The organism is Mycobacterium sp. Aquia_216 (assembly GCF_026723865.1).
Lineage (GTDB): Bacteria > Actinomycetota > Actinomycetes > Mycobacteriales > Mycobacteriaceae > Mycobacterium.
The window spans coordinates 2,590,964-2,616,678 of the sequence record NZ_CP113529.1 but is presented as its reverse complement, the minus strand read 5'-3'; the positions used below and the strand labels follow the sequence as shown (position 1 = coordinate 2,616,678).

Here is a 25,715-nt window from a genome sequence, read left to right as displayed (position 1 = left end):
GCACCAGGCCTCGCTCGACGTGAGACCCCGATTCACCAACGACATCCCCCCGCACGCCGACACCGAACAGCCATTCATGGCCCGGATGATCCAGCGGCTTGCGGTGCCCATCATTGTGGGCTGGTTGGGAGTTGTCGTCGTCCTCACTGTCGCGGTCCCCCCGCTCGAGGCGGTATCGGAAGAGCATTCGATCTCGCTGGTACCCAAGGACGCGCCCTCGTACCGGGCCACCAAGCACATCGGCGAGGTGTTCAAAGAAGGAGACTCGGACAGTTCCGCGGTGATCGTGCTGGAGGGTGATCACCCGCTCGACGACGCCGTGCACAAGTACTACGACGGCTTGATCCGCACGTTGCGGGCCGACGCGAAACACGTGCAGAGCATCCAGGACTTCTGGGGGGATCCACTCACTGCCGCGGGCGCGCAAAGCAATGACGGCAAAGCCGCGCTTGTTCAGGTAAATCTCGCCGGAAACCAAGGCGAATCATTGGCCACCGAATCCATCGAAGCGGTCCGCAAGATCGTCGACGGTTCGCCGGCACCGCCCGGGATCAAGGTCGGGATCACCGGGGGCGCCGCGTTCGCCGCGGATTTGCGCCAAAGGAGCGGCGCATCGATGCTCAAGCTGACGTTGACCACGGTCGCCGTGGTTTTCTTGATTCTGGTTTTCGTCTACCGCTCGATCGTCACCGTGATGCTGCTGCTGGTCACGGTCGGTATCGAATTGTCTGTGGCGCGTGGAGCCGTCGCGCTGATCGTGCATCACAGTGCGATGGGGCTGACCCCCTTCGCGGTCAGCCTGCTGACCTCGCTGGCCATCGCGGCGGGAACCGACTACGGGATCTTTATCATCGGGCGCTACCAGGAAGCCCGGCAGGCCGGTGCCGACTCCGGAGCCGGGTTCTACACGATGTATCGGGGAACCGCGCACGTCATCATCGGCTCCGGACTGACGATCGCCGGGGCGATTCTCTGCCTCACCTTCGCCCGGATGCCGTCATTCCACACTCTGGGCGTGCCCTGCGGCGTGGGAATCGTGGTCACCACGGCGGTCGCACTCACGCTGGGCCCCGCGGTCCTGGCCGTCGGCAGCCGTTTCGGTCTGTTCGAGCCCAAAAGACTGATCCAGGTTGGCCGATGGCGGCGAATCGGCACGTCGACCGTTCGTTGGCCGGCGCCGATTCTCGCCGCGACCTTGGCAGTCGCGCTGGTCGGACTAATGGCGCTGCCGGGATACCGGGCGAGCTACGACGACCGCGCGTATCTGCCCGCCTCGATCCCGGCCAACCAGGGATTTTTAGCCGTGGCACGCCATTTTTCCCAGGCGCAGATGAAGCCCGAGATTTTGATGATCGAGTCGGACCATGATATGCGAAATCCGGCGGATTTCCTGGTCTTGAATAAGCTGGCGAAGGATGTGCTGGCCGTCCCGGGAATTCGGCGGGTAAAGGCGATAACCCGACCTACTGGACTGCCATTGGAACACAGCACCTTGCCCTTTCAGATCAGTTTACGAAATGCCGCGATGCTGCAATCTATGAAGCAACAGCAGGACCGGATGAAAGATCTGCTGACGCAGGCTGACGACATCGCGGAAATGATCACCATAACGCAGCGTCTCCATGACCTGATGCAACAGCTCGCCAGCACAACTCATCATCTCGCCGGCGAAACCCATGACACGGTGGCGATCACGGATGAATTACGCGATAATATTTCAAATTTCGAGGACTTCTTCCGACCGATCCGCAGTTACTTCTACTGGGAAAAACACTGCTTCGATATTCCCCTCTGCTGGTCGATCAGATCGCTATTCGATTCGTTCGATGGCGTTGACGAGATCAGCGACAAACTAGCCGCTCTGGCAACAGACATCGATCGCATCGACGTGATCATGCCGCAGCTGAACGCCGAATTACCCGTGCTGATCTCGACCATGCGCAGCTTGCGAACCATGATGCTGACCATGCACAGCACCATGTCGGGCGTTCTCGCCCAGATGAACCAACTGAGCGAGAACCCGACGGCCATGGCACACGCTTTCGACGCCGCCAGGGACGACGACTCCTTTTATCTGCCGCCCGACGTCTTCGACAATAAGGACTTCCGGCGGGCGATGAATGGGTTCCTGTCGTCGGACGGACACGCGGCTCGTTTCATCATCGAGCACCGACAAGACCCCTCCACAGCCGAGGGCATCGCGCGTATCGAACCGATTCGTATAGCCGCGGAGGAGTCACTGAAAACAACGCCAGAGGCGAATTCCGGGCTTTACCTGACGGGAACCGCGGCCATCTTGAAAGATACGTCGGAGGGAGCCCAGTGGGATCTGCTGATCGCGGGCACTTCGTCGCTGTGCCTCATTTTCGTCATCATGTTGGCGCTTACCCGCGCCTTTGTTGCCGCTGCCGTCATTGTGGGCACGGTCGCGCTGTCCTTGGGCGCTTCCTTTGGGCTATCCGTGCTGTTCTGGCAACACGTGATGAGTTTCCCGTTGTATTGGCTCGTATTGGTAATGTCCGTCATCGTTCTGTTGGCCGTGGGATCCGATTACAACCTGCTGCTGGTCTCCCGATTCAAGGAGGAGATTCATGCCGGATTGAACACCGGCATCATCCGTTCGATGGGCGGCACCGGCAAGGTCGTGACGAATGCGGGCCTGGTGTTCGCGTTCACGATGGCGTCCATGGTCGTCAGCGATCTACGCGCCATCGGCCAGATCGGCACAACCATCGGTCTCGGCCTGCTGTTCGACACGCTATTGGTGCGCGCGTTAATGACACCGTCCATCGCGGCCCTGCTCGGGCGTTGGTTCTGGTGGCCGATGCGGGTGCGCCGCCGACCCGCCAGCGCTTTGCTTCGACCGTTCGGCACCCGATCGTCGGTCCGTTCCTTGGTGCACGGCGAATAGTCACCGAGAGATAACTCGGTATCCGCCCATACCGGTGGCGAAAAGCGCCGGTGTAGTCCAAGATTTTGACGACTATGTCAAATCCATTCGCAAATCTCGCAACTCCGTTAACGCGGTAAATCGCATGACCAACCCGTTGCCGTTCGTGCTCGCCGTGGTCGCCGCGTTCTTTTTCGCGTGCGCGGCGGTGCTGCAACACCGTGCGGTCACGGCCGAACCGGTCCCGCTGCCGGGTTCACGAGCGCTGCGCGGCCTGCGCGACGTCACGCGCAGTCCGCTGTGGCGGCTGGGTCTCCTGCTCGCCGCGGGCGGCTCGACACTGCACGCCATTGCCCTCGTGTTCGCGCCGCTATCCGTGCTCCAGCCGGTCGGGGTGCTCGCCGTACCCATCGCGGTCATCCTCGCCGCGGCGCATACCCACCGCAAGCCCACCGCCGGGATGCTCGTCGGCGTCCTCCTTTCGGCGACCTGCGTAGTGACGTTCGTCACGACCGCCGCGGGCTCCGCGGTCAGCACGCCCGCGACCGGATGCGATACCGCACTGGCCGGTCTGGTCGTCAGCCTCGTCTTGCTGATGCTCGCGGGCGTCGGATTGGCCTGTACGGGGTGGGTGCGCTGCGTGGCCTGCGCCATGGCCGGCGCGACGGCCTTCGGGCTGGTCTCGGCGCTCGTGCGGACCGTGTCCCAGACGATCACGTCCGGGCGCGTCAGCATCCTGGATCCGACCGTCGCGACAGGTGTGGCGGCCGTCGCGGTCGCCATCCTCACCGGCGGCTGGCTCGTCCAGCAGGCTTTTGCCTCCGGGCCGCCCGAGGTCGTCGTCTCCTGCCTGACCGTTGTCGATCCCTTCGTCGCGGTGCTTTTCGGCGTCATCTTGCTTGGCGAGGGCAACGCGCTCTCCCCCACCCAGTGGGTCGTGCTCATCACCGCGGCGATCGGCGCCATCGTCGGCGTGGCCGTACTCGCCCGCCACCATCCCGAAGCCACCGCCCGCTCAGCCCTCGAGATCCGCGCGGATCCGATCCGGGTTCAGCAGGTTTCACCGTCCCACCACCGGTGACCGCAGCCCGGTGGGCCCCAGCTCTCGAGAGGATCCGATTTCGTGCCCTCCGCGTTGCGCGTGCTCATCGCTGCCGAGACCTACCCGCCCGACGTCAACGGCGCCGCCCGGTTCGCCGAGCGATTAGCGGGCGGCCTCGCTGGCCGCGGGCATGACATCCACGTCGTCGCGCCGTCGCCGGACGGGACGCCCGCCACGACCGTCCAGGACGCCGACGACAGCAAAGTTACCTTGCACCATGTGCGGTCCCGCCCCTACTTCCGGCGGCCCGACTTCCGGATGTGCACACCGTGGGACGCGGGCCGGGCGGCCGCGGCTTTGACGGCCAAGATCGACCCGGACGTGGTACACACCCAGACGGCCTGGATGGTGGGCCGTTACATCGTGCGCGCCGCCGTCCGCAGCGACATTCCGCTGGTAGCGACCCACCACGTCGTCCCGGAGAACATCAGCGCGCACGTACCCATCCCGCAGCCGCTGCGACCGTTGGCCTACCGCCTGCTGTGGAAGGACCTCGCGCACATCCTCCGCCGGGCCGACGTCGTCACGGCGCCGACACCGCGCGCTGTTGAGCTGCTCATCGGCTCGACGGGGCTCAGCGACGCGATCCCGGTCTCCAACGGGGTCGACCTCGCGCACTACCAGCCCGACCCGGGGCCCGGCTCGGGGCCCAACATTCTGTATGTCGGCCGGATGGACCGGGAGAAGCGGGTCGACGAACTGATCAGGGCGTTCGCTGAGCTGCCCGACGACCTTCCCGCCACCCTCGAGCTGATCGGGGACGGGCCCGAACGGGAAGCGTGGACTGTGCTGACCCACGATCTCGGCGTGGTCGATCGCGTCCGGTTCCACGGATTCGTGCCCGAGCACGAGCTGGTGGCCGCCTACGCCCGCGCCGCGGTGTTCTGCATGCCCGGCATCGCGGAACTGCAAAGTCTCGCCACGCTGGAGGCGATGGCATCGGGCAAGCCGGTGGTCGCGGCAGAGGCGATGGCGCTCCCGCATCTGGTGCGCCCCGGCCGCAACGGCTGGCTGTATCGGCCCGGTGACGTCCACGAGCTCTCACGGCACCTCGCTACGCTGCTCGCCGACCCGGCGCTGCGCAGCCGGATGGGCGCCGCAAGCCGGGAGCTGGTGAGCGAGCACGCCATCGAGGCCACGCTCGATCGCTTCGAGGGGATCTACCGCGACCTGATTGCCCGGGGTCGGGTCACCCGCGGTGTCGCCTGACCTGGACCGTCCGCCGCAGCAGGGTCAGCAACACCTGCGCCGAGCGCTCCCACGAGTAGTGCGCGGCACGCTTGCGGGCCTTCGCGGACGCGACAGCAAACGTCGCATCGTCGTCGAGCGCGCGGACCGCACGGACGAACCCCGCGACGTCGTCCGCATCGACGTAGGTGGCGGCGTCCGCCCCGACCTCTCGGAACACCGGGATGTCGCTGACCACCAGCGGGGTCCCCAACGCCATCGCCTCGACCAGCGGCAGTCCGAACCCTTCCGCACGCGAGGCCGTCACCAGCGCGGTCGCCCCGAGTAGCACCTCACGGTAGGTGGCGTCGTCGGCGCCATCGTGGAACACCAGGCGGGGGCCGCCGGAACCCAGCGCCGTGAGGCGGTCGCGCTCGGCCGCCGAGACCCGGCTCATCAGGTGCAACTGGTAACCCGGCAGCAGCGCAGCCGCCCGCACCAGCGTCTCCACGTTCTTGTAGGGCATGAACGAACCCATGTAGACCAGCGAGCGGGTGCGCGGCAGCCGCATCGGGTCCGGCACGGGATCGGCCGCGTTGGGCACGACGGCGACCGGCCGTCGGGTCAGGCGGTGAGCCGCGATGAGCCCAGCCGAGGTGTCGGAGACGGTGACCACGGCGTCGGCCCGGTCCAGCAGCAGGCGCTGCGGCCACCAGGCCAGGTGGTACAGCCGCCACAACAGCCGGATCGGGGCGGCGAACTCCGGCGGCGGTGTCCGGTGCTGGTAGTAGATGAGGTCGTGCAGCGTGAGCACCAGCGCGTAGCGCCGCCCCCACGTGCCCATGGTCTGCATCGGCGAGAACACGACATCCGGCTCCAGCCGGTTGACCTGGCGGGCCACCAGCGGTTCCCGGATGCTCGTGGGTGCGCTGAGGCGCGCCCACGGCATGTCCGGCAGGTGTGCGAGCTGACGTTCGTCGCTGATCAGCATCGTCAGCGGATGCAGCCCGGCAAGCGCGTGCACCAGCCCGGTCGTGTATCGGCTGATGCCGTTGTGCCGCTCGGGCGTGACGTACCGGCAGTCGACTACGAGCCGCACGCGAACTCCATGATCGCGGCAGCCACGGCGGCCGGGGCCTCGTAGTGGGCCAGGTGCCCGACTCCGGGCACGACGACGAGCCGCGCGTCGCGGAACCGCCCGACGAGGGCGCGCTGTGCGCGCAGGGGCGCGATATCGTCGCGCTCGGCGGCCACCAGCATCGTCGGGACGGCGATGTCAGGGGCGAATTCTCCGACGTCGTGCCCGATCGACGCGTGGAAGGCCTCCAGCAGCACCCCGCGGTTGGCGAAGCCCGCGAAATAGCGGCCGTGTTCGGCGTGGATCCAACGACGCAACGCCGGATCCGGCGTGGTGGCCATGGCGGCACTTGCGATCCGGGTGAGCAGCGGGTGCCGCAGCAGTGCCGTGCCCAAGGACTCCGGCAGCGCCGCAGCGAGCCGGTGATAGCCGACGGTCAACCGGGTCAGGCCCCGACGGGGGCCGTGCAGGGCCGAGGTGGCGATGGGATTGACCAGGACCAGCCCGGCGATGCCCGCGGCCCGCGCCGCCGCGGCGGCGGCAACGATCGAGCCGAATGAGTGACCGACCAGCACCGGCTCGCCGCCAAGCTCGGCCAGCAGCGCGAGCAGCCACGACGTGTAGCCCGCGATGTCGTGCCGGTCGTAGCGCAGCGGCGGCGAGGCGCCGAAGCCGGGCAGATCCGGCACGACCACCCGTAAACCGGTGAGGTGGGCGACGATCGGCTCCAGCCCGTGATGGTCGCCGCGCAACCCGTGCAGGAACACCAACGTGCACGGGGCGTCGTCCGGGCCGTAAGTCCAACAGCCCGTCACCCCGTGCCGCAGGGTGCGCTCCTCACCCCGCACCTGAAGACGCTCGACGAGCCGGGCGTAGGGGGGGCGGTCGGCAGCAGGCACTCTAGCCATGTCCCACCTCTTGTAGCACTCCGATCCACACTTCACCGTTCTTCCCTACCGCCAGGTGGCGCAACTCACAGCAGACTGTCAGGCGAAAGCCGTTGAGGAATACCTTTAGCTTCGCTAACGTTCTATTCATTAGCGCAGCGTGGCGCCCAACAACCTGAATTTCTCAGAAATGCAAGGAATTGCTATGCCGACTACTACTCGTGAAGAGCGGCTCGAACGCCGCATTGAGGTTCTGACCGCTAACGACCCACAGTTCGCCGCCGCCAAGCCGAACCCGGCCGTCGCCGAGGCCCTCGAGCAGCCTGGACTGCGCCTTCCGCAGATCATCCAGACAGTGCTCGATGGCTACGCCGACCGCCCGGCCCTTGGCCAGCGTGTCGTGGAGTTCGTCAAAGACCCCAAGACCGGCCGCACCGTCGCGGACCTACTCCCCCGCTACGAGACCATTACCTATCGGCAGCTGAGCGAACGTGTCGGCGCGCTGGCCCGCTCGTTGACCGCCGACTCGGTGCACGCCGGTGACCGCGTCGCCGTGCTGGGCTTCAACAGCATCGACTTCACCACCATCGACGTCGCGCTGGCCCAGATCAGCGCCGTCTCGGTGCCGTTGCAGACCAGCGCGGCGCTCACGCAACTCAAGCCGATCGTGGCCGAGACCGAGCCCGTCGTGTTAGCGGCGAGCGTGAACCAGCTGTCCGATGCCGTCGACCTCATCTTGAGCAGCAGCCACCAGCCCACCAAGCTCGTGGTCTTCGACTACCGTCCCGAGGTCGACGACGAGCGCGAAGCCGTGGAGCGCGGCCGCGCGCGGCTGGCCGACACCACGGTCACCGTCGAGACACTGACCGACCTGCTTGAGCACGGCCAGGCACTACCGGCCACACCGGCGGCCGCGGCCGGCGACGATAACCCGCTGGCATTGTTGATCTACACCTCCGGCAGCACCGGAGCACCCAAGGGTGCGATGTATCCCCAGGCCAACGTCGGCAAGATGTGGCGTCGGTCGAGCCGCAACTGGTTCGGCGAGACCGCCGCCTCGATCACCCTCAACTTCATGCCGATGAGCCACGTCATGGGACGCGGCATCCTCTACGGCACCCTCGGCAACGGCGGAACCGCGTATTTCGCGGCCCGCAGTGACCTCTCCACCCTGCTGGAGGACCTCGAGCTGGTGCGGCCCACCGAAATGAACTTCGTGCCGCGCATCTGGGAGACCCTGTTCGCCGAGTACCAGCGGCAGGTCGACCGCGGGGTCGACCAGGCGCAAGTGATGGACGACATGCGCCAGTACCAGCTGGGCGGACGGTTCATCTTCGCGATGACGGGGTCGGCGCCCACCTCCCCCGAGCTGAAGAACTGGGTCGAGACCCTGCTCGACATGCACCTGCTGGACGGCTACGGCTCCACCGAAGCCGGCATGGTCCTGTTCGACGGCGAGGTCCAGCGTCCGCCGGTCATCGACTACAAGCTGGCCGACGTCCCGGATCTGGGCTACTTCGCCACCGATCGGCCGTACCCGCGGGGCGAGCTGCTGCTCAAGACCGAGAACATGTTCCCCGGCTACTACAAGCGGCCCGAGGTCACTGCCGGGGTGTTCGACCCCGACGGCTACTACCGCACCGGCGACGTCGTCGCCGAGATCGCGCCCGACAAGCTGGTGTACGTCGACCGCCGCAACAACGTGCTGAAACTGGCGCAGGGCGAGTTCGTCACCGTCGCCAAGCTGGAGGCGGTGTTCGGCAACAGCCCGCTGATCCAACAGATCTACGTGTACGGCAACAGCGCCCACCCCTACCTGCTGGCCGTCGTGGTGCCGACCGAAGAAGCGTTGGCTCACCACGAAATCGACGCGCTCAAGGGACTGATCGCCGATTCCCTGCAGGACGTCGCGAAAGAGGCCGGCCTGCAGTCCTACGAGGTGCCGCGCGACTTCCTCATCGAGACGACGCCGTTCACGCTGGAGAACGGTCTGCTGACCGGTATCCGCAAGCTGGCATGGCCGAAGCTCAAGGCGCAATACGGCGAGCGGCTCGAGCAGCTCTACGCGGACCTGGCCGCCAGCCAGGCCGACGAGCTGAGCGAACTGCGCCGCAGCGGGGCCGAGGCCCCGGTCGTGCAGACGGTGAGCCGGGCCGCGGCCGCGCTCCTGGGTGCGGCCAGTAGCGACCTGTCACCGGAAGCTCACTTTACCGACCTGGGCGGAGACTCGTTGTCGGCGTTGACATTCGGCAACCTGCTGCACGAGATCTTCGACATCGACGTGCCGGTGGGTGTGATCGTCAGCCCGGCCAACGACCTGGCCGCCATCGCCGCTTACATCGAGACCGAGCGTCAGGGCACCAAGCGGCCCACGTTCGCCGCCGTGCACGGTCGCGGCGCCGTGGAGGTGCACGCCAGTGATCTGACGCTGGACAAGTTCATCGATGCCCCGACGTTGGCTGCCGCGCCGCAGCTGCCCGCGGCCGCCACCGAGGTGCGCACCGTGCTGCTGACCGGCGCGACCGGCTTCCTCGGGCGCTACCTGGCCCTGGAGTGGCTCGAGCGCATGGACCTCGTCGACGGCAAGGTGATCGCGTTGGTCCGCGCCAAGGATGACGCCGCCGCGCGGGCCCGGCTGGATGCGACCTTCGACAGCGGCGACCCGAAGCTGCTGGCCCACTACCAGCAGTTGGCCGCCGACCACCTCGAGGTCATCGCCGGCGACAAGGGCGAGGCCAACCTGGGCCTGGATCAGCAGACCTGGCAACGGCTGGCCGACACCGTCGACCTGATCGTCGACCCTGCCGCGCTGGTCAACCACGTGCTGCCCTACAGCGAGCTGTTCGGCCCCAACGCCCTGGGCACCGCCGAGCTGATCCGCATCGCGCTGACCGGCAAGGTGAAGCCCTACACCTACGTGTCCACGATCGGGGTGGGCGACCAGATCAAGCCCGGCTCGTTCGTCGAGGACGCCGACATCCGCCAGATCAGCGCGACCCGGCAGATCAACGACAGCTACGCCAACGGCTACGGCAACAGCAAGTGGGCCGGAGAGGTGTTGCTGCGCGAGGCCAACGACCTGTGCGGCCTGCCGGTGGCGGTGTTCCGCTGCGACATGATCCTGGCCGACACCACCTACGCCGGTCAGCTCAACGTGCCCGACATGTTCACCCGGATGATGCTGAGCCTGGTGGCCACGGGCATCGCGCCCGCGTCCTTCTACGAGTCCGACGCCGACGGTAAGCGGCAGCGTGCTCACTACGACGGGCTGCCGGTGGAGTTCATCGCCGAGGCGATCTCGACCCTGGGTGCCCAAAGCGCTGACGGGTTCCGCACCTTCCACGTGATGAACCCCTACGACGACGGCATCGGCATGGACGAGTTCGTCGACTGGCTCATCGAAGACGGCTGCGCGATCCAGCGCGTCGACGACTACGGCGAATGGCTACAGCGGTTCGAGACCAGCCTGCGGGGGCTGCCCGAAAAGCAGCGCAACGCATCGCTTTTGCCGCTGCTGCACAACTACCAGAAGCCGGAGCACCCGATCCATGGGTCGATGGCACCGACGGACCGGTTCCGTGCGGCAGTCCAGGACGCCAAAGTCGGCCCGGACAAAGACATTCCGCACATCACCGCGCCGATCATCAACAAATACGTCAGCGACCTACAGCTGCTTGGTCTGCTTTAACCACCGCGTCAAGCCGATCGCCAGCCCGTTACGGGCTGGCGATCTGCTTTGTCTCGGACCAGAATTCAACCAAAGTCCGCTCGATGGGATCGGCGTCCAGCAGTAGCGGCGCGACCCGGCCGCCGCCCGAGATCACCCCGGTGCGCGCGTCGGGCATGGTCGCGCAGGCCGCCGCGGCCACCCGCAACGGCCAGCCTTCGTTGTCGTCACGGGCCGCCAGCATCAGGGTGGGAGCGACGACACTCGGCAGGCGATCGCTGAGATTGGGCCGCTTCAGCATCATCGAGCGCATCGCGTGATACATCGCGGAATGGTCGGCCTCCCGGAATGCGTCGATCACCGCGGCGGCCGGACCGGGGTGCGTCGCGATGGCGTGCGGCCCCAACAGGGCGTCGGCGAGGGCGGCGCACAGAAATCCAGCCGGACCGAGCAATCGGTACGCCGCCACCAACGGCCAGGCGCGCGTCACGCGGTATCGGGTACTCAGCGCCGGAACGGGCGTGCTGATGGTGGTCAGCGTGCGAATCCGGTGCGGCTGTGTCGCGGCGAGCAGGATCCCGACATGCCCACCCCAGGCGTTGCCGACCCAGTCGACCGGCTCGTCGATTCCCAGCGCGTCCAGCGCCTCCAGCGCGGCGTGTACGCATTCGCCGAAGCTGAAATCGCGGCCGACCGGGTCGCTCATTCCGTGCGAGGGCCCGTCGATAGCGACCACCGTGCGGTGATGCGACAACGCGTTGAATAGTGGCCCCCAGGACCGTGAATCGACGAACAGGCTATGCCAGAGAACTGCGGTCGGCCCGGTTCCGGCTCGCCTCAGGTGCAGTCGGCCGAGGGACGTGGCTACGAAGTTTTCGTCCACGATGGCCATCAGAACTCCAATTACTTCGGAAGCCGAAACTTCGGTAGCCGTAGTATTGTCTGATCGCATGACGACGTCAAGGGAGCTGCCGACGGACCGACAAGCGGTCGGCCAGCTGCTGGTGCGGTTGACGCGACAATTCCGCCAAGACCTCGCCGCGCCCCGCACCGACCGCGGCTACGGCGATATCCGCGATCCGCACCTGCAGATCTTCGGCAACATCGGAACCGGAGGCATCCGACTCACCGAACTGGCCGCTCGGGCGCAGCTCAGTCTCGCGGCTGCCTCCGAACTGGTGAACGACCTCGCCGCACTTGACTACCTGACTCGGCGGCCGGACCCGCAAGACGGGCGGGCTAAGCTGATCGACCTCACCGATCGCGGCCGACGCTTACTTGCCGACGCGGGCGACCGGGTGGCCGACATCGAGGCGCGGTGGTCGGAATTGGTGGGCATCGACGATTTCGCGCACATGTGCGCCACTATGCAGCGGCTGCTCGACACCCTCGACCCCGAGGACGCACGCCGGTAGCGTATTGCCGCTCAGCTCTGCGGATGCGGCCAGCGCAGGTATGACGCACCCGATGCGGGCGCGGCGTCCGCGCGGTGCTTCTTGCGCCAACCGCCGGTCTTCGGGCCTTCGGGGGACTCGTAGTGGCCCGCCCCCGGCGTGGTCAGGGCATCCGGTGACACCTCACGCTGCGGCTCTTCCAGCCCGGACATGTAGACGGGCTCATTGGCCGGCGGCGCCGCCGACCGCACTCGCGCGAGGGCTTCGATATCGCTGGCCAGCCGCACCGCCAGGCGTGCGAGCGCGACGCCACCGACGAAGACGATCAGGGCTCCCAGACCCGAGAAATACGAGATCTCCAGTGCGGCCCGCTTACGCGCGGTTGCGGCGATCGGGTCGCCGACGGATCCGATCCCCACGATCGGAGCGACCTCACCACCGATCACGAACCAGACCCCGGCCAGGACCGCCAGCCAGCCGCCCACGATCGCGGTGATCCGATTTCCGGAAAAGATCAGCAACAGGCCGCCCAGCGCGGTGACGCCGCCCGGTAGGACCTCGAGCCAGCCACGAGCCGTGCTCCATGCCCACTGCCTGTCGGGTGTGTAAGCGAAGTTGAAATGCGGACCGACGAACGGGATCAGCGCACCCCAAGCACCGAGGATGACCAGGACCAATCCGCAAACCGCACCGCGGGAGCGTGGCATCCACAACCTGCCTGGCTGACCTTCTTTCGCGTGGTTCATTACATCCCCCTATAGACGCCGGGCTACTTCAGCATCGCGTGGATACCCGGCGGTGTCGGGGATGTAACCCCAGTTACGTGGTCAGGCCGAGCACCAGCAGCACGATCGCGATCAACGGAAACGCGCCCTGCGTGACCGCGGCCCGGGCCTTGCCCGGTGCCGACACCAGGAGCACGACCGCGGCCGCGGCCATCGACCCGATCCCGGCGAAGACAAGCGCGGCTCCGACCGCCCGGTGTCCCGTCGCGACTTCAGCGATCCCGATGCCCCCGACGATCGCCAAGAAGAGGTTGTAAAAGCCCTGGTTGAACGCGAGCAGCTTGGTGGTCTCGGCCTCCTCGGGCGTCGTACCGAAGGTGGCGCGGGTCCGGGGTGAAGTCCAGGTCAACGACTCCATCGTGAAGATATAGACGTGCAGCAACGCCGCGAGCGCGGCGAATACCAATCCGGCGGTGATCATGGCGCCTCCTACTCGAATAGCCCCGGTTGGGCCAACCCGGTGACCCCAGCCGGCGGTGTCATGCCCAGGTGAGTCCAGGCCTGCGCGGTGGCCACCCGGCCCCGCGGCGTGCGCGCGACCATTCCGGCGCGGACCAGGAACGGCTCACACACCTCCTCGACGGTGGCCGCCTCTTCCCCGACCGCCACCGCGAGCGTCGAAACGCCGACGGGACCACCGCCGAAGCTGCGGGTCAGCGCCGACAGCACCGCCCGGTCCAGCCGGTCGAGCCCGAGCTCGTCGACGTCGTAGACCTCCAGCGCGGACTTGGCGACGTCACGGGTGATCACCCCGTCGGCGCGCACCTCGGCGAAATCGCGCACCCGGCGCAGCAGGCGGTTGGCGATCCGCGGCGTGCCCCTCGACCGGAGCGCGATCTCCGCGCCCGCGTCGGCGCCCAGCTCGATGCCGAGGATCCCGGCCGAACGGGCCAGCACCCGCTCCAGATCGGCCGGCTCGTAGAAATCCATGTGCGCGGTGAAACCGAAGCGATCACGCAACGGTCCGGTCAGGGCGCCGGACCGGGTGGTCGCGCCGACCAGGGTGAACGGCGCCACCTCCAACGGAATCGACGTTGCCCCAGGGCCTTTGCCCACGACGACGTCGACCCGGAAGTCCTCCATGGCGAGGTAGAGCATCTCCTCGGCCGGCCGGGCGATGCGGTGAATCTCGTCGATGAACAACACATCGTGCTCGACCAGATTGGACAGCATCGCGGCCAGGTCGCCCGCGCGCTCCAGCGCCGGCCCCGAGGTCACCCGCAACGAGGACCCCAGCTCGGCGGCGATGATCATCGCCAGCGACGTCTTGCCCAGCCCCGGCGGCCCGGACAGCAGGATGTGATCCGGTGTGCCGCCACGGTTTTTGGCCCCCTCGAGGACGAGCTGCAGCTGTTCGCGGACCCGGGACTGGCCGATGAACTCCCGCAACGAGCGGGGCCGAAGACTGACGTCGACGTCGCCCTCCCCAGACACCAGCGCCCCGGAAACATCGCGCAGGTCGCGATCCGAATAGTCCTCGGAATCGTCGTCGCTCATTTGGACCTACCCAGTAGCGACAGTGCGGCCCGCAATGCACCGGAAGTCGTTGCCTGCTCGCCTTTTTCGCGGCTGGCCGCCAGCACGTTGTCGGTGGCGTCCTCGGCCTGCTTGGCCGCGAAGCCCAGGCCAACGAGCGCCTCGACCACGGGACCGCGCACCGCGTGGCCGTTGACGGTAGCGCCCGCGGGTGCCGCCGCGGAGGCACCGGCCGGGTAGATCTTGTCGCGCAACTCCAGGACCATCCGCTCGGCGCCGCGCTTGCCGATGCCGGGCACCCGGGTCAGCGCGGTGATGTCGCCGTCGGCCAGCGCTTGACGCAGCGCCGCGGCGTCATGCACGGCCAGGGTCGCCATGGCCAGCCGCGGGCCGACGCCCGACACGGACAGCAGCGTCAGGAACAGGTCGCGGGTCTCGCCGTCGACAAAGCCGTACAGCGTCTGCGAATCCTCGCGAACGATCATCGCGGTGACCAGCCGGGCCTCGCTGCCGTGGCGCAGCGTGGCCAGCGTCGACGGCGTCGCGTTCACCCGGTAGCCGACGCCGGCGGCTTCGATCACGACATGATCGAGTGCGACCTCGAGCACCTCGCCGCGCACCGAGGCGATCATCGGGCCGCCCCCGCTTTGGCCGCCTTGGCCTTGGCGGCCAACTTGGCCCGGTAGGCCTGGCGCTGCTGGGCGGCCATCGCTTCGGCCGCCGCCATCCGGGCTAGCATCGGCGCTCTCCAGCAATGGCAGATGGCCAGCGCCAGCGCGTCGGCGGCGTCGGCGGGCGTCGGTTTGGCTTGCAGCTCAAGGATTCTGGTGACCATCGCGGTGACCTGAGCCTTGTCGGCGGTACCGTTGCCGGTGACCGCGGCCTTGACCTCGCTGGGGGTGTGGAAATGCACGCCGATATCGCGTTTGGCCGCCGCCAGCGCGATCACGCCGCCGGCCTGCGCGGTGCCCATCACGGTCGACACATTGTGCTGGGAGAACACCCGCTCGATCGCGATCACGTCGGGACGATGCGTGTCCAGCCAGTACTCGACGGCGTCGCTGATCGCCAGCAGTCGTTGCGGCAGCGCGGCATCCGACGGGGTGCGGACCACGTCGACGTCCAGCGCGACGACATGTCGGCCGCGCCCGCTTTCGACGACCGAAAGCCCGCATCGAGTCAGTCCGGGGTCGACGCCCATCACGCGCATAGCATGCTCCAACTTCGTCGACTTCTTGAAAATACCGTGGCCCGAACAGCTGTTCGATAGCGTAGCGGTCGGGTCCGACCGCTACGAACTCCGACACGCGGCGCCCGGGCCACTTTCGGGCCGGGCAGGTTGCGGCTCCGGACCCGGCAAAAGCTGTTAACTTAGGCCCACGTTCGCTCCACGGCCGCGGCGACGGGAGGGTCTGGTTGGGAACAGTGCTGGTGGTGCTGGCCGCGGTGCTGTTCATCGCGTCCATCATCGTGCTTGTCGTGGCGTCCCGGCGCCCCAAGGCGGCTGCCGGGCCGCGGGGACGCCGTGATCCCCTGGCCTTCGACGCCATGCCCCAGTTCGGGCCCCGGCAGCTGGGGCCGGGCGCCATCGTCAGCCATGGCGGGGTCGACTACGTGGTCCGCGGGTCGGTGACGTTCCGCGAGGGACCGTTCGTGTGGTGGGAACACCTGCTGGAGGGCGGCGACCGGCCGACCTGGTTCGCCGTCGAATCCGACGACGGGCGCCTCGAATTGGTCATGTGGGTTACCCGCAAGGACGTCACGTTGCAACCCGGCGACCAATACCTGGTCGACGGGATCTCGTTTCAGGAGTCCGAGCGCGGCCGGGCGTCCTACACCACCGAAGGCACGACGGGCCTGCCGGCCGGCGGCGAGATGGAGTTCGTCGACTGCGCGAACGCCGACGAAAGCGTGCTGCTCTCCTTCGAGCGCTGGGCACCCGGCACACCCTGGGAGATATCGACGGGCAAGCCGGTGCTGCCGGGGGAGCTCACCGTCTACCCGGCGCCCGCGCCGGGCTCCCCGTAGGGCCGCCCGGTGCCGCTCTATCAACTCGCCGTAGCTCCGGCCGACGTGTCCGGAAGAAGGCTGCGGCTCGCACTCAACGCACCCGCGCCGCCGCTGCTGGCGAGCCATTCGCTGCGGCATCCCGACGGTGGCGCACTGCGGCTCGGGGTGCTCGGCGCCTCACATCTCGTCACGATCGAGCACGCCGCCAGCACCTTCTCCGAGCAGGTGTCGTGCACCGCCGACAGCGACACCGGCAAGCTGCCCGAGCGCGCCGAAGCCGGCGGCTATTCGCTGGAATCGGCCACCGGTACGTACGACGAGACGACGTTTCGGCGATTGGCGCGCGAACTGCGCGACCGGTGCCGGACCGAAACCGGTTGGCTCGGCGGCACCTTCCCCGGCGACGACGCCGCACTGACCGTGCTGGCCGCCGAACCCGACGGCACCGGCTGGCGCTGGCAGACGTGGCACCTGTACCCGCGCACCCCGCTTGGCTCCGGCGGCGAAGTGGTCCACACTGCGAGCCGGTGGCGGCCGTGAGCCGCAAACACCTGTTCTGGCTTGCCGGTGGGCTGGCCGCGGCGTCGGTGGTGTGCTTGGTTGCCGGAATCATATTGCTGCAGAAGAATATTGCGTCGTATATCGCGAGCAACTATCGCGAGTACTCCCGCGATGCCAACGGAAAGCGATACCTCTGCAGCGGATCGCCGGACCAGGTGGCCGACACGATCGCGGACTATCAGGAGCCCGAGGCGCGCGCGGACAACGACAACACCGAATACCTGCGCTACAGCGACAATATCGTGACCGTCGGCCCAGATGGCACCCACCCGTGCAGCATTCGCGTCGAAAGCCTCGGCGCCGGATACAGCCACGGCTCTTACATCTTCCTCGGTCCCGGCTTCGGTCCCGGATCGCCGTCCAGCGGCTCCGGCGGTAGTCCCGGCGGCCCCGGCGGAACGAAATAACAAAGGAGACAACCATGTACCTCGCCTTCGATATCGGAAACGTGGACCTCGACCCCGTCCTGAAAGGCGTCGTCGCTTCACTGCTGTACTTCGTCGTCGGAATGGCGGTGCTGATCGTCGGCTTCTACACGGTCGACGTGTTGACTCCGGGCAAGCTGCGCCAGCTGGTGTTCGTCGATCGCCGCCCCAACGCCGTAATCGTGTCCTGCGCAATGTATGTCGCCCTCACCACCGTGATTGTCAGCGCCGTCGTCGACAGTTACAGCCAGTTGGGTCAGGGCCTCGTCGGCGTTGCGGTGTACGGGTTGATGGGTGTGATCCTGTTGGGCATCGCGCTACTGACGCTGCGTCTGGTGATCCCGGGCAGCTTCCACGAGCACATCGACGATGCCGAGCTGCATCCCGGGTCGTTCGCGGTGGCGGTGATGCTGTTGGCCGTCGGAGGAGTAACGGCCGCCGCGGTGTCATGACGACCACACGGGAAGCGGCACGGCCCGCGGAGACGTCGATACGCTGGCGAGCCCTGCTGCTCGCGGCCGTCGCCGCGTGCGCGGCGTGCGGCATCATTTACGAACTGGCGCTGCTGACGCTGTCGGCGAGCCTGAACGGCGGCGGCATCGTCGCCACCTCACTGATCGTCGCGGGCTACATCGCGGCGCTGGGTGTGGGCGCGCTGCTGGTCAAGCCGCTACTACGGCACGCGGGCATCATGTTCGTCGCCGTCGAGGCAATGCTGGGCATCATCGGCGGGCTGTCCGCGGCGGCGCTGTATGCGGTGTTCGCGTTCCTGGACGGCGCGATCGGGTCGACGTGGGTGCTGGCGATCGGCACCGCGCTGATCGGCGGCCTGGTCGGCGCCGAGGTGCCGTTGCTGATGACGCTGTTGCAGCAGAGACGAACCGCCTCCGTAGATCCGGCGACCGACACCGGCCGCACACTGGCCAACCTCAATGCGGCCGACTATCTGGGGGCGTTGGTCGGCGGATTGGTCTGGCCGTTCGCGCTGCTGCCGCATCTCGGGATGATCCGCGGCGCGGCGGCCACCGGCGTCGTCAACCTGGTCGCGGCGGCCATCGTGGCGATGTTCCTGCTGCGGCGCGTTATCTCCACAGCACAGCTGGCAACGGCACTGTGCGCTCTCGCCACGGCCCTCGGGCTGCTAGTGGTGCTACTGGTGCACGCGCATGACATCGAAACGACAAGCCGCCAAAGGCTTTACGCAGACCCGATCATCGCCTACCGGCATACCGCCTACCAGGAAATTGTCGTGACTCGACGCGACAACGACACCCGGCTCTACCTGGACGGCGGCCTGCAGTTCTCCACCCGGGACGAATACCGATACACCGAAAGCCTCGTCTACCCCGCGCTCGGCAAGGGCGCGCGCTCGGTGCTGGTACTGGGCGGTGGCGACGGCCTGGCAGCACGAGAATTACTGCGGCAGAACAGAATCGACAAGATCGTGCAGGTCGAGCTCGACCCCGCCGTGATCGAGATCGCCCGCACCACCCTGCGCGAGGCCAATGCCGGCGCGCTGGACAACCCTCGGGTTTCCGTCGTGATCGACGACGCGATGCGCTGGCTTCGGGCGACGCATCCGCAGTTGCGCCCGGCCGGGGGCTTCGACGCCGTCATCGTCGACCTGCCCGACCCGGACACACCAGTGCTGGGCCGCCTGTATTCAACTGAGTTCTATGCCCTTGTCGCGCATGCACTTTCACCCGATGGACTGGTCGTGGTCCAGGCAGGCAGCCCGTTTTCCACGCCGACCGCGTTCTGGCGAACGGTGTCCACCATGCGGTCCGCGGGGTATGCGGTCACGCCCTACCACGTGCATGTGCCGACGTTCGGCGACTGGGGTTTCGTGCTGGCGCGCCCCGGCCCGGACGGTACGGCCGCGCCGATACCCACCATGCCCGCCGACGCCCCGCCGCTGCGCTACCTCAGCCCACCGGTTCTGCAAGCCGCGACGGTGTTCTCCGACGACATCGCGCCGCGCCCGCTCGAACCGTCCACACTGGACAACCCGCGCATCGTCGAGGACATGCGGCACGGGTACGACTAGCCGGGCCTGCTGCGTCACCTCTGCCACTCCCGTACCCAACGGGAGGCATAGAGGTCTTTGCCCGCCTCTGAGCGACACGGTGGTTTGTCGCTCAGAGGCGGGCAAAAAGTGTGTCACCTGAGCCAGAGACGCGTGGGACAGATGTGCCGAACTACTCCTCGTCGAGAGCGGCCAACACCTCGTCCGACAGGTCGACGTTGGTCCACACGTTCTGCACGTCGTCGCTGTCTTCCAGGGCGTCCACCAGCTTGAACACCTTCCGGGCGCCGTCGACGTCGACCGGCACGCTGACCGACGGCTGGAAGCTGGCCTCGGCCGAGTCGTAGTCGATGCCGGCGTCCTGCAGCGCGGTGCGCACCGCGACCAGATCGGTCGGCTCCGAGATCACCTCGAAGCTGTCACCCAGGTCGTTGACGTCTTCGGCGCCGGCCTCCAGCACCGCCGTGAGCACGTCGTCCTCGGACAGGCCGTTCTTTTCCAGCGTGACGACGCCCTTGCGGGTGAACAGGTAGGACACCGATCCCGGATCGGCCATGTTGCCGCCGTTGCGGGTCACCGCCACCCGGACCTCCCCGGCCGCGCGGTTGCGGTTGTCGGTCAGACATTCGATCAGCACCGCAACCCCGTTGGGCCCGTAGCCCTCGTACATGATCGTCTGGTACTCGGCGCCGCCGGCTTCCTCGCCCGCGCCCCGCTTTCGGGCCCGCTCGATGTTGTCGTTGGGCACCGAGGTCTTCTTCGCCTTCTGAATGGCGTCGTACAGCGTCGGATTGCCCGCCGGGTCACCGCCGCCGGTACGCGCCGCGACCTCGATGTTCTTGATCAGCCGGGCGAACTCCTTGCCACGGCGCGCGTCCTTGACGGCCTTCTGGTGCTTCGTGGTGGCCCACTTGGAATGGCCGCTCATAAAAAGTCCTAGCCGTCCTATCTCATCGCTCTTTGTCTACAGGCCAGACGATTCTACTTGGACGATCGGGGCGGGCTCCGCGGCGACTTCCCCATCCGGCGCAGAACCCCCAGCCGGCACAGGAAACCCGGGCTATGTCCGGCCGCCGAAGCGATATCGCATGCGCTATCGCTTTTCGCACTCATCATCACCCCGCGCCGCTGGTGCTGATGTGGCTGGATGTGCACTGGGTTTCGAAGCGCGAGGTTTGGGAGAACCTGGAGAACGTGAATCAGCCGAAAGAACCCGAGGACGCGACGAAGTCGACCGAGGAACAGCGTCAGGTGCAAGAACAGTTGGAGCACCAGCACGACGACCCGGACGCACCGGGCTTGCACCAGTCCCAGCGCAACACCCCGGATGAGAGCACGCGCTAGTTCCGGCCCCTGACGATGTCGACGAACAGCTGGTGGATGCGCCGGTCCCCCGTCATCTCGGGATGAAATGCGGTCGCCAGCACGGCCCCCTGCCGGACCGCGACTGCGTGTCCCGCGGCCCGGGCCAGCACCTGCACGCCGTCACCGACTCGCTCGACCCACGGTGCCCGGATGAACACCGCCCGCACCGGGCCGTTTAGACCCGTGAACTCGACATCTCCTTCGAACGAATCGACCTGACGTCCAAAAGCGTTGCGCCGCACGGTTATATCGATCGCGCATAACGGCAGCGCCTGCCGTCCGTTGACGCCGGCGTCAAGGATTTCGCTGGCCAGCATGATCATGCCGGCGCACGCGCCGTAGGCCGGAAGCCCGTCGGCCAGCCGCGCCCGCAACGGTTCGAGCAGGTCGAGGTCGAGCAGCAAGTGGCTCATCGTGGTGGATTCCCCGCCCGGAATGACCAGCCCGTCGATCGCCTCGATCTCGCTGCGGCGACGCACCGGCAGCGACTCGGCTCCAGCCTCGCGCAGCGCTGCCAGATGCTCGCGAGTGTCGCCTTGCAGCGCCAACACGCCGACTCTCGGGCGGCTCACGGCTGGTATCCGCGCTTGAAGCGGGTCAGCCCCTCCTGCATGACCGCCGCGACCATCTCGCCGGACTGGGTGAAGATCTTTCCTTGGCACAGCGAGCGGCCGCCGCTGGCCGACGGCGAGGACTGGTCGTAGAGCAGCCACTCGTCGGCCCGGAACGCCCGCATGAACCACATCGCGTGATCCAGCGAGGCGACCTGCAGATGCTCACGCACGTCGAGGTGCGTGACCTGCGCGGAGCCCAGCAGCGTGAGGTCGCTCATGTAGGCCAGCGCGCAGATGTGCAGCACCGGGTCGTCCGGCAGCGGATCGCGATGACGAAACCATACTTGCTGCTGAGATGCCTTGCCGGGCAACAACTCCAGGCGTTCCCGCGGGACGATGCAGACGTCCCACTCCTCGAACTGCTTGAACCCGGCATCGTCGAAAACCTTGATCGAGTCCAACCCCGGCAGACCGTCGGGTGGCGGCGCGGCCGGCATCGGGTCCTGGTGGTGGATGCCTTCCTGATCGGTCTGGAAGGACGCCCCCATGCTGAAGATGATTTCCCCATGCTGAATGGCGTTGACCCGCCTGGTGGCGAACGAGCCGCCGTCGCGGGTGCGCTCGACGATGAAAACCGTTGGCTCTCTGGGGTCCCCGGGCCGCAGGAAGTAGCCGTGCAACGAGTGCACCTGGTATCGCGCGTCCACCGTCCGCACGGCCGACACGAGCGACTGACCGGCCACGTGTCCGCCGAAGGTGCGTTGCAGAAATCCCGCTGCCGGGCTGAAGATGCTCCCCCGGTAGATGTTGACCTCGAGTTGCTCGAGATCGAGGATCTTTTCGATCGACACGCTATCGCCGTCTGCTCTTCGCGCGAGCGCTCATCGCCGTTACCAGCCGCGGTCGGCCAGGCGATGGGGCTGCGCGAGCTGCTCGACGTTGATGCCCACCATCGCCTCGCCCAGGCCACGAGAGACCTTGGCCAGCACGTCCGGATCGTCGAAGAACGTGGTGGCCTTGACGATCGCGGCGGCGCGCTGCGCGGGATCGCCCGACTTGAAAATCCCGGAACCGACGAACACTCCCTCGGCGCCGAGTTGCATCATCATCGCGGCGTCGGCGGGAGTAGCGATGCCGCCGGCGGTGAACAGCGTGACCGGCAGCTTGCCGGCCCGGGCCACCTCGACAACGAGCTCGTAGGGTGCTTGCAATTCCTTTGCCGCAACGAATAATTCGTCTTGCGCCAATGACGTCAGGCGACGGATCTCGCCGCCGATGGCGCGCATGTGGGTGGTCGCGTTGGACACGTCACCCGTGCCGGCCTCGCCCTTGGACCGGATCATCGCCGCGCCCTCGTTGATGCGCCGCAGCGCCTCGCCGAGATTGGTCGCCCCGCACACGAACGGCACGGTGAACTTCCACTTGTCGATGTGGTGGGTGTAGTCGGCGGGCGTCAGCACTTCGGATTCGTCGACGTAGTCCACGCCGAGGCTCTGCAGGATCTGCGCCTCGACGAAATGCCCGATGCGCGCCTTGGCCATCACCGGGATCGTGACCGCCGAGATGATGCCCTCGATCATGTCGGGGTCGCTCATCCGCGAGACGCCGCCCTGGGCACGGATATCGGCGGGTACTCGCTCCAGCGCCATCACCGCGACGGCGCCGGCCCCCTCCGCGATTCGGGCCTGCTCCGGGGTGACGACGTCCATGATGACGCCGCCTTTGAGCATCTCGGCCATGCCGCGCTTGACGCGCGCCGTTCCGGTCACTGCCTGGCTCGACTGTGCGCCGATGTCCACTAGCCCCTTCTCTCCTCGAACCATCGCGCCTCCACTCTAGTGGTGGGTGACAACCGAGTTTTCCCGCCGTTTCCGAAGGACGTTCGACGTCTGTGCAACAGGCGGGTGCGGCGACGGCCACATTGTGCTACATATTGCGTCAGCTGTTTGCGCAGGCTGTCGCTGCTGGTGCGAACCATTGGGTGGCGTCCCTGGTCACACCTGCCGTGGCGGTTGGCCGAGAAGAGGTCCCGGATGTTGCCGGATTTCGTACTGTTGCCGCCAGAGATCAATTCCGCGCGGATGTACGCCGGACCGCGCTCGGGGACGATCCGGGCAGCGGCGGCGGGCTGGGACGCGCTGGCCATTCAGTTGGCGTCGTCGGCAAGTTCGTTCCAGTCGACGGTTTCGACGCTGACCGGCGGAGCGTGGCAGGGTCCGGCGTCGATGACGATGGCGTCGGCGGCCGGCCCGTATGTGCAGTGGCTGTCCGCGACGTCGGCAAAAGCAGAGTCGGTGGCCGTCCAGGCTCGGTTATCGGCGGGTGCGTTCGAAACGGCGTTCACCGCCACGGTGCCCCCCGAAGCTGTGGCGGCCAACCGTGCCCTGCTCGCGACGCTGATCGCGACGAACATCTTGGGTCAAAACACCTGTGCGATCGCGGCGACCGAGGCCGAGTACACCGAGATGTGGGCCCAGGATGTGGCGGCCATGACGGGCTATGACGCCAGCACCACGGCGGCCCAGGCCGGATGGACGCCGTTCAGCGACCCGCCGCTGACCCTGACCGGCCTGCCCACCCCGACCTACACCTCCTTCCTTCAGCAGCTGTTGGACTCGCTGTTCAATTCGCTGACCCAGCAGCTGATGAACCCGATGACGCAGCTGCAGATGCTCTCGACGCCCGCGCAGTTCGCGATGGAACCGATGCAAATGGCGATGGGCCAGCTCATGTCCGGCGCGAATCCGTTGCTGAGCGGTGCCGCCGGCGTCCCGGTAATGGATCCCTTCCTGGCGTCGGCGGTCAGTCCGGCTGCGGGCGGTCCGGCCGCGGCGCAGCTCACCGGCAGCGTGGTCACCGCGGGAATGGGCCGGGCCGGTTCCCTCGGCGCGTTGTCCGTGCCGGCGAATTGGGCCGGCTCCGTGCCGGCGGCAGCCCCGACTCCAGCGGTCGGCGCGGTGTCCGGTGCCGCGGTGAGCCCACTGTCGACCAGCCCGCCCGCCACGTCGCACTCGCCCCCGATGAACATGCCCGGGCGATTGATGAGCGCGGCCACGCCAGCGGTCGCCGCGCAGCGCGCGGGTGGGGCACCGCGCCGGGTGCCGGACTAGCCAGGGGCGCACCCGATGCCGTACGTGATCACCGACCCTGACGCCATGGCGACGGCCGCCAGCGAACTGCAGGGGATCGGTGCGGCACTCGAAGCGACGAACGCGGCCGCGGCGGCCCCGACGACCGGAGTGCTGCCACCGGCCACGGATTCGGTCTCGGTGCGCACGGCCGCGTTCCTGGGTGCCCAGGCCGCGCAGTATCAGGCCCTGAGCGAGCAGGCGGAACTGTTCCACAACCAGTTCGTGCAAACCCTGATCACCGCGCAGAACGCCTACGCCGAAACCGAGCTGTCCAACGCGACCGCCATGCAGTCGGCATCGGGCAACAAGATCGCGCTGATCATGGGCGGCACCGGGAACCCGACACCGGACCTCAACTACATGACGTCCATCGAACAGGCGTATCTCGCCCAGACTTATCCCGGCTACACGCTGGTGAGTCTGCACACGCCGGAACAGTTTTGGCCGGTCACCGGCATCAACGACCTGACCTTCGGCAGGTCGGTCTACCAAGGTCTGGCAACGCTGAACAACGCGATCCTGACGCAGACCACCGTCGGCAATCGTGTTGTCGTCGTGGGGTATTCGCAGAGCGCCACGATCGCCAGCCTGGAAATGCGCTACCTGCAAGCCCTGCCGGCCGCCCTGCGGCCGAGTTCGGACCTGCTGAACTTCGTGTTGCTGGCCAATCCGAATAATCCGATGGGCGGCATCCTGACGCACTTCATCCCGGGCTTCGGTACGTTCCGCTTCGCAACTCCGTTACTGACGCAATACGCGACCTCGATCTTCACGCTGCAATACGACGCCATCGCCGACTTCCCGCTGCACCCGTTGTGGCTTCCGTCGGACCTCAACGCCCTTTTCGGCTTCCTCGATCTGCACTCCACGGTTCCCTATCTCTCCGCCGCGCAAGTTGCTTCTGCCATCCAAACGCAGATGGGCAACCTGAGCATCTACTTCATGCCCACCGCGCAGTTGCCGCTGCTGGATCCCCTGCGGATGTTCCTGCCCATCCTTGGCAACCCACTGGCCGACCTGCTCCAGCCGTTCCTCAAGCCGATCGTCGACATGGGCTATGCGCCCGGACTGCTGCCGGCCTTCAACCCGCTCAGCGTTGCCGGCTACGTGAGCCAGGGCGCCACGGCCGGGATTGCGAACCCGCTGGTCGCAAGTTTGCCACCGCTGGTCTCCAACGGCGTGGCGAGCGGGTTCTAG

General features: G+C 67.1%; 25 protein-coding genes. 13 read left to right on the top strand and 12 right to left on the bottom strand.

Annotated features, from left to right (window positions below):
* The first annotated feature begins 19 nt into the window (after window positions 1–19).
* From OK015_RS12335 to OK015_RS12325, 3 genes are all read left to right on the top strand, one after another.
* Window positions 20–2,911, top strand: a complete 2,892-nt coding sequence (locus tag OK015_RS12335; protein ID WP_442791245.1) for an MMPL/RND family transporter — start codon at window positions 20–22, stop codon at window positions 2,909–2,911.
* 124 nt (window positions 2,912–3,035) lie between these two features.
* A complete protein-coding gene (locus tag OK015_RS12330) occupies window positions 3,036–3,971 on the top strand; it encodes a DMT family transporter (protein WP_268131766.1) in 936 nt (311 codons plus the stop codon).
* A 42-nt stretch (window positions 3,972–4,013) separates the two neighbouring features.
* Window positions 4,014–5,201: a glycosyltransferase gene (locus OK015_RS12325; RefSeq protein ID WP_268131765.1), complete on the top strand. Its 1,188-nt coding sequence runs from the start codon at window positions 4,014–4,016 to the stop codon at window positions 5,199–5,201.
* Here the strand turns inward: OK015_RS12325 and OK015_RS12320 are convergent.
* Both OK015_RS12320 and OK015_RS12315 read right to left on the bottom strand, forming a co-directional pair.
* The gene (locus tag OK015_RS12320) at window positions 5,182–6,258 is read right to left on the bottom strand and encodes a glycosyltransferase family 4 protein (protein ID WP_268131764.1); all 1,077 of its coding nucleotides are present in this window, start codon (window positions 6,256–6,258) and stop codon (window positions 5,182–5,184) included. The two genes, OK015_RS12325 and OK015_RS12320, sit on opposite strands and share 20 nt — an antisense overlap.
* Window positions 6,246–7,145, bottom strand: coding sequence for an alpha/beta fold hydrolase (locus OK015_RS12315; protein ID WP_268131763.1), 900 nt, complete (start codon window positions 7,143–7,145; stop codon window positions 6,246–6,248). The genes OK015_RS12320 and OK015_RS12315 overlap by 13 nt, the downstream gene beginning before the upstream one ends.
* 184 nt (window positions 7,146–7,329) lie before the next feature.
* Between OK015_RS12315 and car the strand changes: the two genes are divergently transcribed.
* Window positions 7,330–10,812, top strand: a complete 3,483-nt coding sequence (gene car, locus OK015_RS12310; RefSeq protein WP_268131761.1) for a carboxylic acid reductase — start codon at window positions 7,330–7,332, stop codon at window positions 10,810–10,812.
* Between the two features lie 28 nt (window positions 10,813–10,840).
* On the opposite strand, the gene OK015_RS12305 is transcribed toward car, so the two are convergent.
* A complete protein-coding gene (locus OK015_RS12305) occupies window positions 10,841–11,683 on the bottom strand; it encodes an alpha/beta fold hydrolase (protein WP_268131759.1) in 843 nt (280 codons plus the stop codon).
* Between the two features lie 58 nt (window positions 11,684–11,741).
* Here OK015_RS12305 and OK015_RS12300 point away from each other — a divergent pair, with 58 nt between their 5' ends.
* Window positions 11,742–12,206 (top strand): MarR family winged helix-turn-helix transcriptional regulator, encoded by a 465-nt coding sequence (locus OK015_RS12300; protein WP_268131758.1) that lies wholly within the window; start codon window positions 11,742–11,744, stop codon window positions 12,204–12,206.
* Between the two features lie 11 nt (window positions 12,207–12,217).
* Here the strand turns inward: OK015_RS12300 and OK015_RS12295 are convergent, their stop codons facing one another.
* The 5 genes from OK015_RS12295 to ruvC form a co-directional block, all read right to left on the bottom strand.
* Window positions 12,218–12,931 (bottom strand): hypothetical protein, encoded by a 714-nt coding sequence (locus tag OK015_RS12295; RefSeq protein WP_268131756.1) that lies wholly within the window; start codon window positions 12,929–12,931, stop codon window positions 12,218–12,220.
* Window positions 12,932–13,004: 73 nt separating this feature from the next.
* Window positions 13,005–13,391, bottom strand: coding sequence for a DUF1304 domain-containing protein (locus tag OK015_RS12290; protein WP_268131754.1), 387 nt, complete (start codon window positions 13,389–13,391; stop codon window positions 13,005–13,007).
* An 8-nt stretch (window positions 13,392–13,399) separates the two neighbouring features.
* A complete protein-coding gene (gene ruvB, locus OK015_RS12285; protein ID WP_268131751.1) occupies window positions 13,400–14,467 on the bottom strand; it encodes a Holliday junction branch migration DNA helicase RuvB in 1,068 nt (355 codons plus the stop codon).
* Window positions 14,464–15,078, bottom strand: a complete 615-nt coding sequence (ruvA, locus tag OK015_RS12280; RefSeq protein WP_268131749.1) for a Holliday junction branch migration protein RuvA — start codon at window positions 15,076–15,078, stop codon at window positions 14,464–14,466. The genes ruvB and ruvA overlap by 4 nt, the downstream gene beginning before the upstream one ends.
* On the bottom strand, window positions 15,075–15,656 hold the full coding sequence (ruvC, locus tag OK015_RS12275; RefSeq protein ID WP_268131747.1) for a crossover junction endodeoxyribonuclease RuvC: 582 nt from the start codon (window positions 15,654–15,656) through the stop codon (window positions 15,075–15,077). Before ruvC ends, ruvA begins: the two co-directional genes overlap by 4 nt.
* 206 nt (window positions 15,657–15,862) lie before the next feature.
* On the opposite strand from ruvC, the gene OK015_RS12270 reads away from it, so the two are divergent.
* From OK015_RS12270 to OK015_RS12250, 5 genes are read left to right on the top strand one after another with little or no spacing between them, the layout of a single operon-like run.
* Complete coding sequence (locus OK015_RS12270) at window positions 15,863–16,474, top strand: DUF4178 domain-containing protein (protein WP_268131746.1); 612 nt, start codon at window positions 15,863–15,865, stop codon at window positions 16,472–16,474.
* 9 nt (window positions 16,475–16,483) lie between these two features.
* Window positions 16,484–16,996 (top strand): DUF2617 family protein, encoded by a 513-nt coding sequence (locus OK015_RS12265; protein ID WP_268131744.1) that lies wholly within the window; start codon window positions 16,484–16,486, stop codon window positions 16,994–16,996.
* Window positions 16,993–17,424 (top strand): DUF4247 domain-containing protein, encoded by a 432-nt coding sequence (locus tag OK015_RS12260; RefSeq protein ID WP_268132666.1) that lies wholly within the window; start codon window positions 16,993–16,995, stop codon window positions 17,422–17,424. The genes OK015_RS12265 and OK015_RS12260 overlap by 4 nt, the downstream gene beginning before the upstream one ends.
* A gap of 14 nt (window positions 17,425–17,438) precedes the next feature.
* A complete protein-coding gene (locus OK015_RS12255) occupies window positions 17,439–17,894 on the top strand; it encodes a DUF350 domain-containing protein (RefSeq protein ID WP_268131743.1) in 456 nt (151 codons plus the stop codon).
* Window positions 17,891–19,489 (top strand): polyamine aminopropyltransferase, encoded by a 1,599-nt coding sequence (locus tag OK015_RS12250; RefSeq protein ID WP_268131741.1) that lies wholly within the window; start codon window positions 17,891–17,893, stop codon window positions 19,487–19,489. Before OK015_RS12255 ends, OK015_RS12250 begins: the two co-directional genes overlap by 4 nt.
* 151 nt (window positions 19,490–19,640) lie before the next feature.
* Here the strand turns inward: OK015_RS12250 and OK015_RS12245 are convergent, their stop codons facing one another.
* Window positions 19,641–20,396 carry a YebC/PmpR family DNA-binding transcriptional regulator gene (locus tag OK015_RS12245; RefSeq protein WP_268131739.1) on the bottom strand — a complete coding sequence of 252 codons (756 nt, stop codon included), beginning with the start codon at window positions 20,394–20,396 and terminating at the stop codon, window positions 19,641–19,643.
* Window positions 20,397–20,530: 134 nt separating this feature from the next.
* On the opposite strand from OK015_RS12245, the gene OK015_RS12240 reads away from it, so the two are divergent.
* Window positions 20,531–20,812, top strand: a complete 282-nt coding sequence (locus OK015_RS12240) for a hypothetical protein (RefSeq protein WP_268133186.1) — start codon at window positions 20,531–20,533, stop codon at window positions 20,810–20,812.
* On the opposite strand, the gene pdxT is transcribed toward OK015_RS12240, so the two are convergent.
* The 3 genes from pdxT to pdxS are packed head-to-tail and all read right to left on the bottom strand — an operon-like array spanning window position 20,809 to window position 23,210.
* Window positions 20,809–21,405: a pyridoxal 5'-phosphate synthase glutaminase subunit PdxT gene (gene pdxT / locus OK015_RS12235; RefSeq protein WP_268131738.1), complete on the bottom strand. Its 597-nt coding sequence runs from the start codon at window positions 21,403–21,405 to the stop codon at window positions 20,809–20,811. The genes OK015_RS12240 and pdxT overlap by 4 nt on opposite strands.
* Entirely contained in the window at window positions 21,402–22,238 is an 837-nt protein-coding gene (tesB, locus tag OK015_RS12230) for an acyl-CoA thioesterase II (protein WP_268131735.1), read from the bottom strand. Before tesB ends, pdxT begins: the two co-directional genes overlap by 4 nt.
* A gap of 39 nt (window positions 22,239–22,277) precedes the next feature.
* Complete coding sequence (gene pdxS, locus OK015_RS12225; protein ID WP_268131733.1) at window positions 22,278–23,210, bottom strand: pyridoxal 5'-phosphate synthase lyase subunit PdxS; 933 nt, start codon at window positions 23,208–23,210, stop codon at window positions 22,278–22,280.
* A 210-nt stretch (window positions 23,211–23,420) separates the two neighbouring features.
* Here pdxS and OK015_RS12220 point away from each other — a divergent pair, with 210 nt between their 5' ends.
* Both OK015_RS12220 and OK015_RS12210 read left to right on the top strand, forming a co-directional pair.
* Window positions 23,421–24,497 (top strand): PPE family protein, encoded by a 1,077-nt coding sequence (locus OK015_RS12220; RefSeq protein ID WP_268131731.1) that lies wholly within the window; start codon window positions 23,421–23,423, stop codon window positions 24,495–24,497.
* Window positions 24,498–24,512: 15 nt separating this feature from the next.
* Window positions 24,513–25,715 (top strand): PE family protein, encoded by a 1,203-nt coding sequence (locus tag OK015_RS12210; protein ID WP_326498533.1) that lies wholly within the window; start codon window positions 24,513–24,515, stop codon window positions 25,713–25,715.

Coding starts and splice junctions, on each gene's coding strand:
- OK015_RS12330 (WP_268131766.1), top strand. CDS start 3,036: ATGACCAACCCGTTGCCGTTCGTGCTCGCCGTGGTCGCCGCGTTCTTT.
- OK015_RS12315 (WP_268131763.1), bottom strand. CDS start 7,145: ATGGCTAGAGTGCCTGCTGCCGACCGCCCCCCCTACGCCCGGCTCGTC.
- car (WP_268131761.1), top strand. CDS start 7,330: ATGCCGACTACTACTCGTGAAGAGCGGCTCGAACGCCGCATTGAGGTT.
- OK015_RS12305 (WP_268131759.1), bottom strand. CDS start 11,683: ATGGCCATCGTGGACGAAAACTTCGTAGCCACGTCCCTCGGCCGACTG.
- OK015_RS12300 (WP_268131758.1), top strand. CDS start 11,742: ATGACGACGTCAAGGGAGCTGCCGACGGACCGACAAGCGGTCGGCCAG.
- OK015_RS12295 (WP_268131756.1), bottom strand. CDS start 12,931: ATGAACCACGCGAAAGAAGGTCAGCCAGGCAGGTTGTGGATGCCACGC.
- OK015_RS12290 (WP_268131754.1), bottom strand. CDS start 13,391: ATGATCACCGCCGGATTGGTATTCGCCGCGCTCGCGGCGTTGCTGCAC.
- ruvB (WP_268131751.1), bottom strand. CDS start 14,467: ATGAGCGACGACGATTCCGAGGACTATTCGGATCGCGACCTGCGCGAT.
- ruvA (WP_268131749.1), bottom strand. CDS start 15,078: ATGATCGCCTCGGTGCGCGGCGAGGTGCTCGAGGTCGCACTCGATCAT.
- ruvC (WP_268131747.1), bottom strand. CDS start 15,656: ATGCGCGTGATGGGCGTCGACCCCGGACTGACTCGATGCGGGCTTTCG.
- OK015_RS12255 (WP_268131743.1), top strand. CDS start 17,439: ATGTACCTCGCCTTCGATATCGGAAACGTGGACCTCGACCCCGTCCTG.
- OK015_RS12250 (WP_268131741.1), top strand. CDS start 17,891: ATGACGACCACACGGGAAGCGGCACGGCCCGCGGAGACGTCGATACGC.
- OK015_RS12245 (WP_268131739.1), bottom strand. CDS start 20,396: ATGAGCGGCCATTCCAAGTGGGCCACCACGAAGCACCAGAAGGCCGTC.
- OK015_RS12240 (WP_268133186.1), top strand. CDS start 20,531: ATGTCCGGCCGCCGAAGCGATATCGCATGCGCTATCGCTTTTCGCACT.
- pdxS (WP_268131733.1), bottom strand. CDS start 23,210: ATGGTTCGAGGAGAGAAGGGGCTAGTGGACATCGGCGCACAGTCGAGC.
- OK015_RS12220 (WP_268131731.1), top strand. CDS start 23,421: ATGTTGCCGGATTTCGTACTGTTGCCGCCAGAGATCAATTCCGCGCGG.
- OK015_RS12210 (WP_326498533.1), top strand. CDS start 24,513: ATGCCGTACGTGATCACCGACCCTGACGCCATGGCGACGGCCGCCAGC.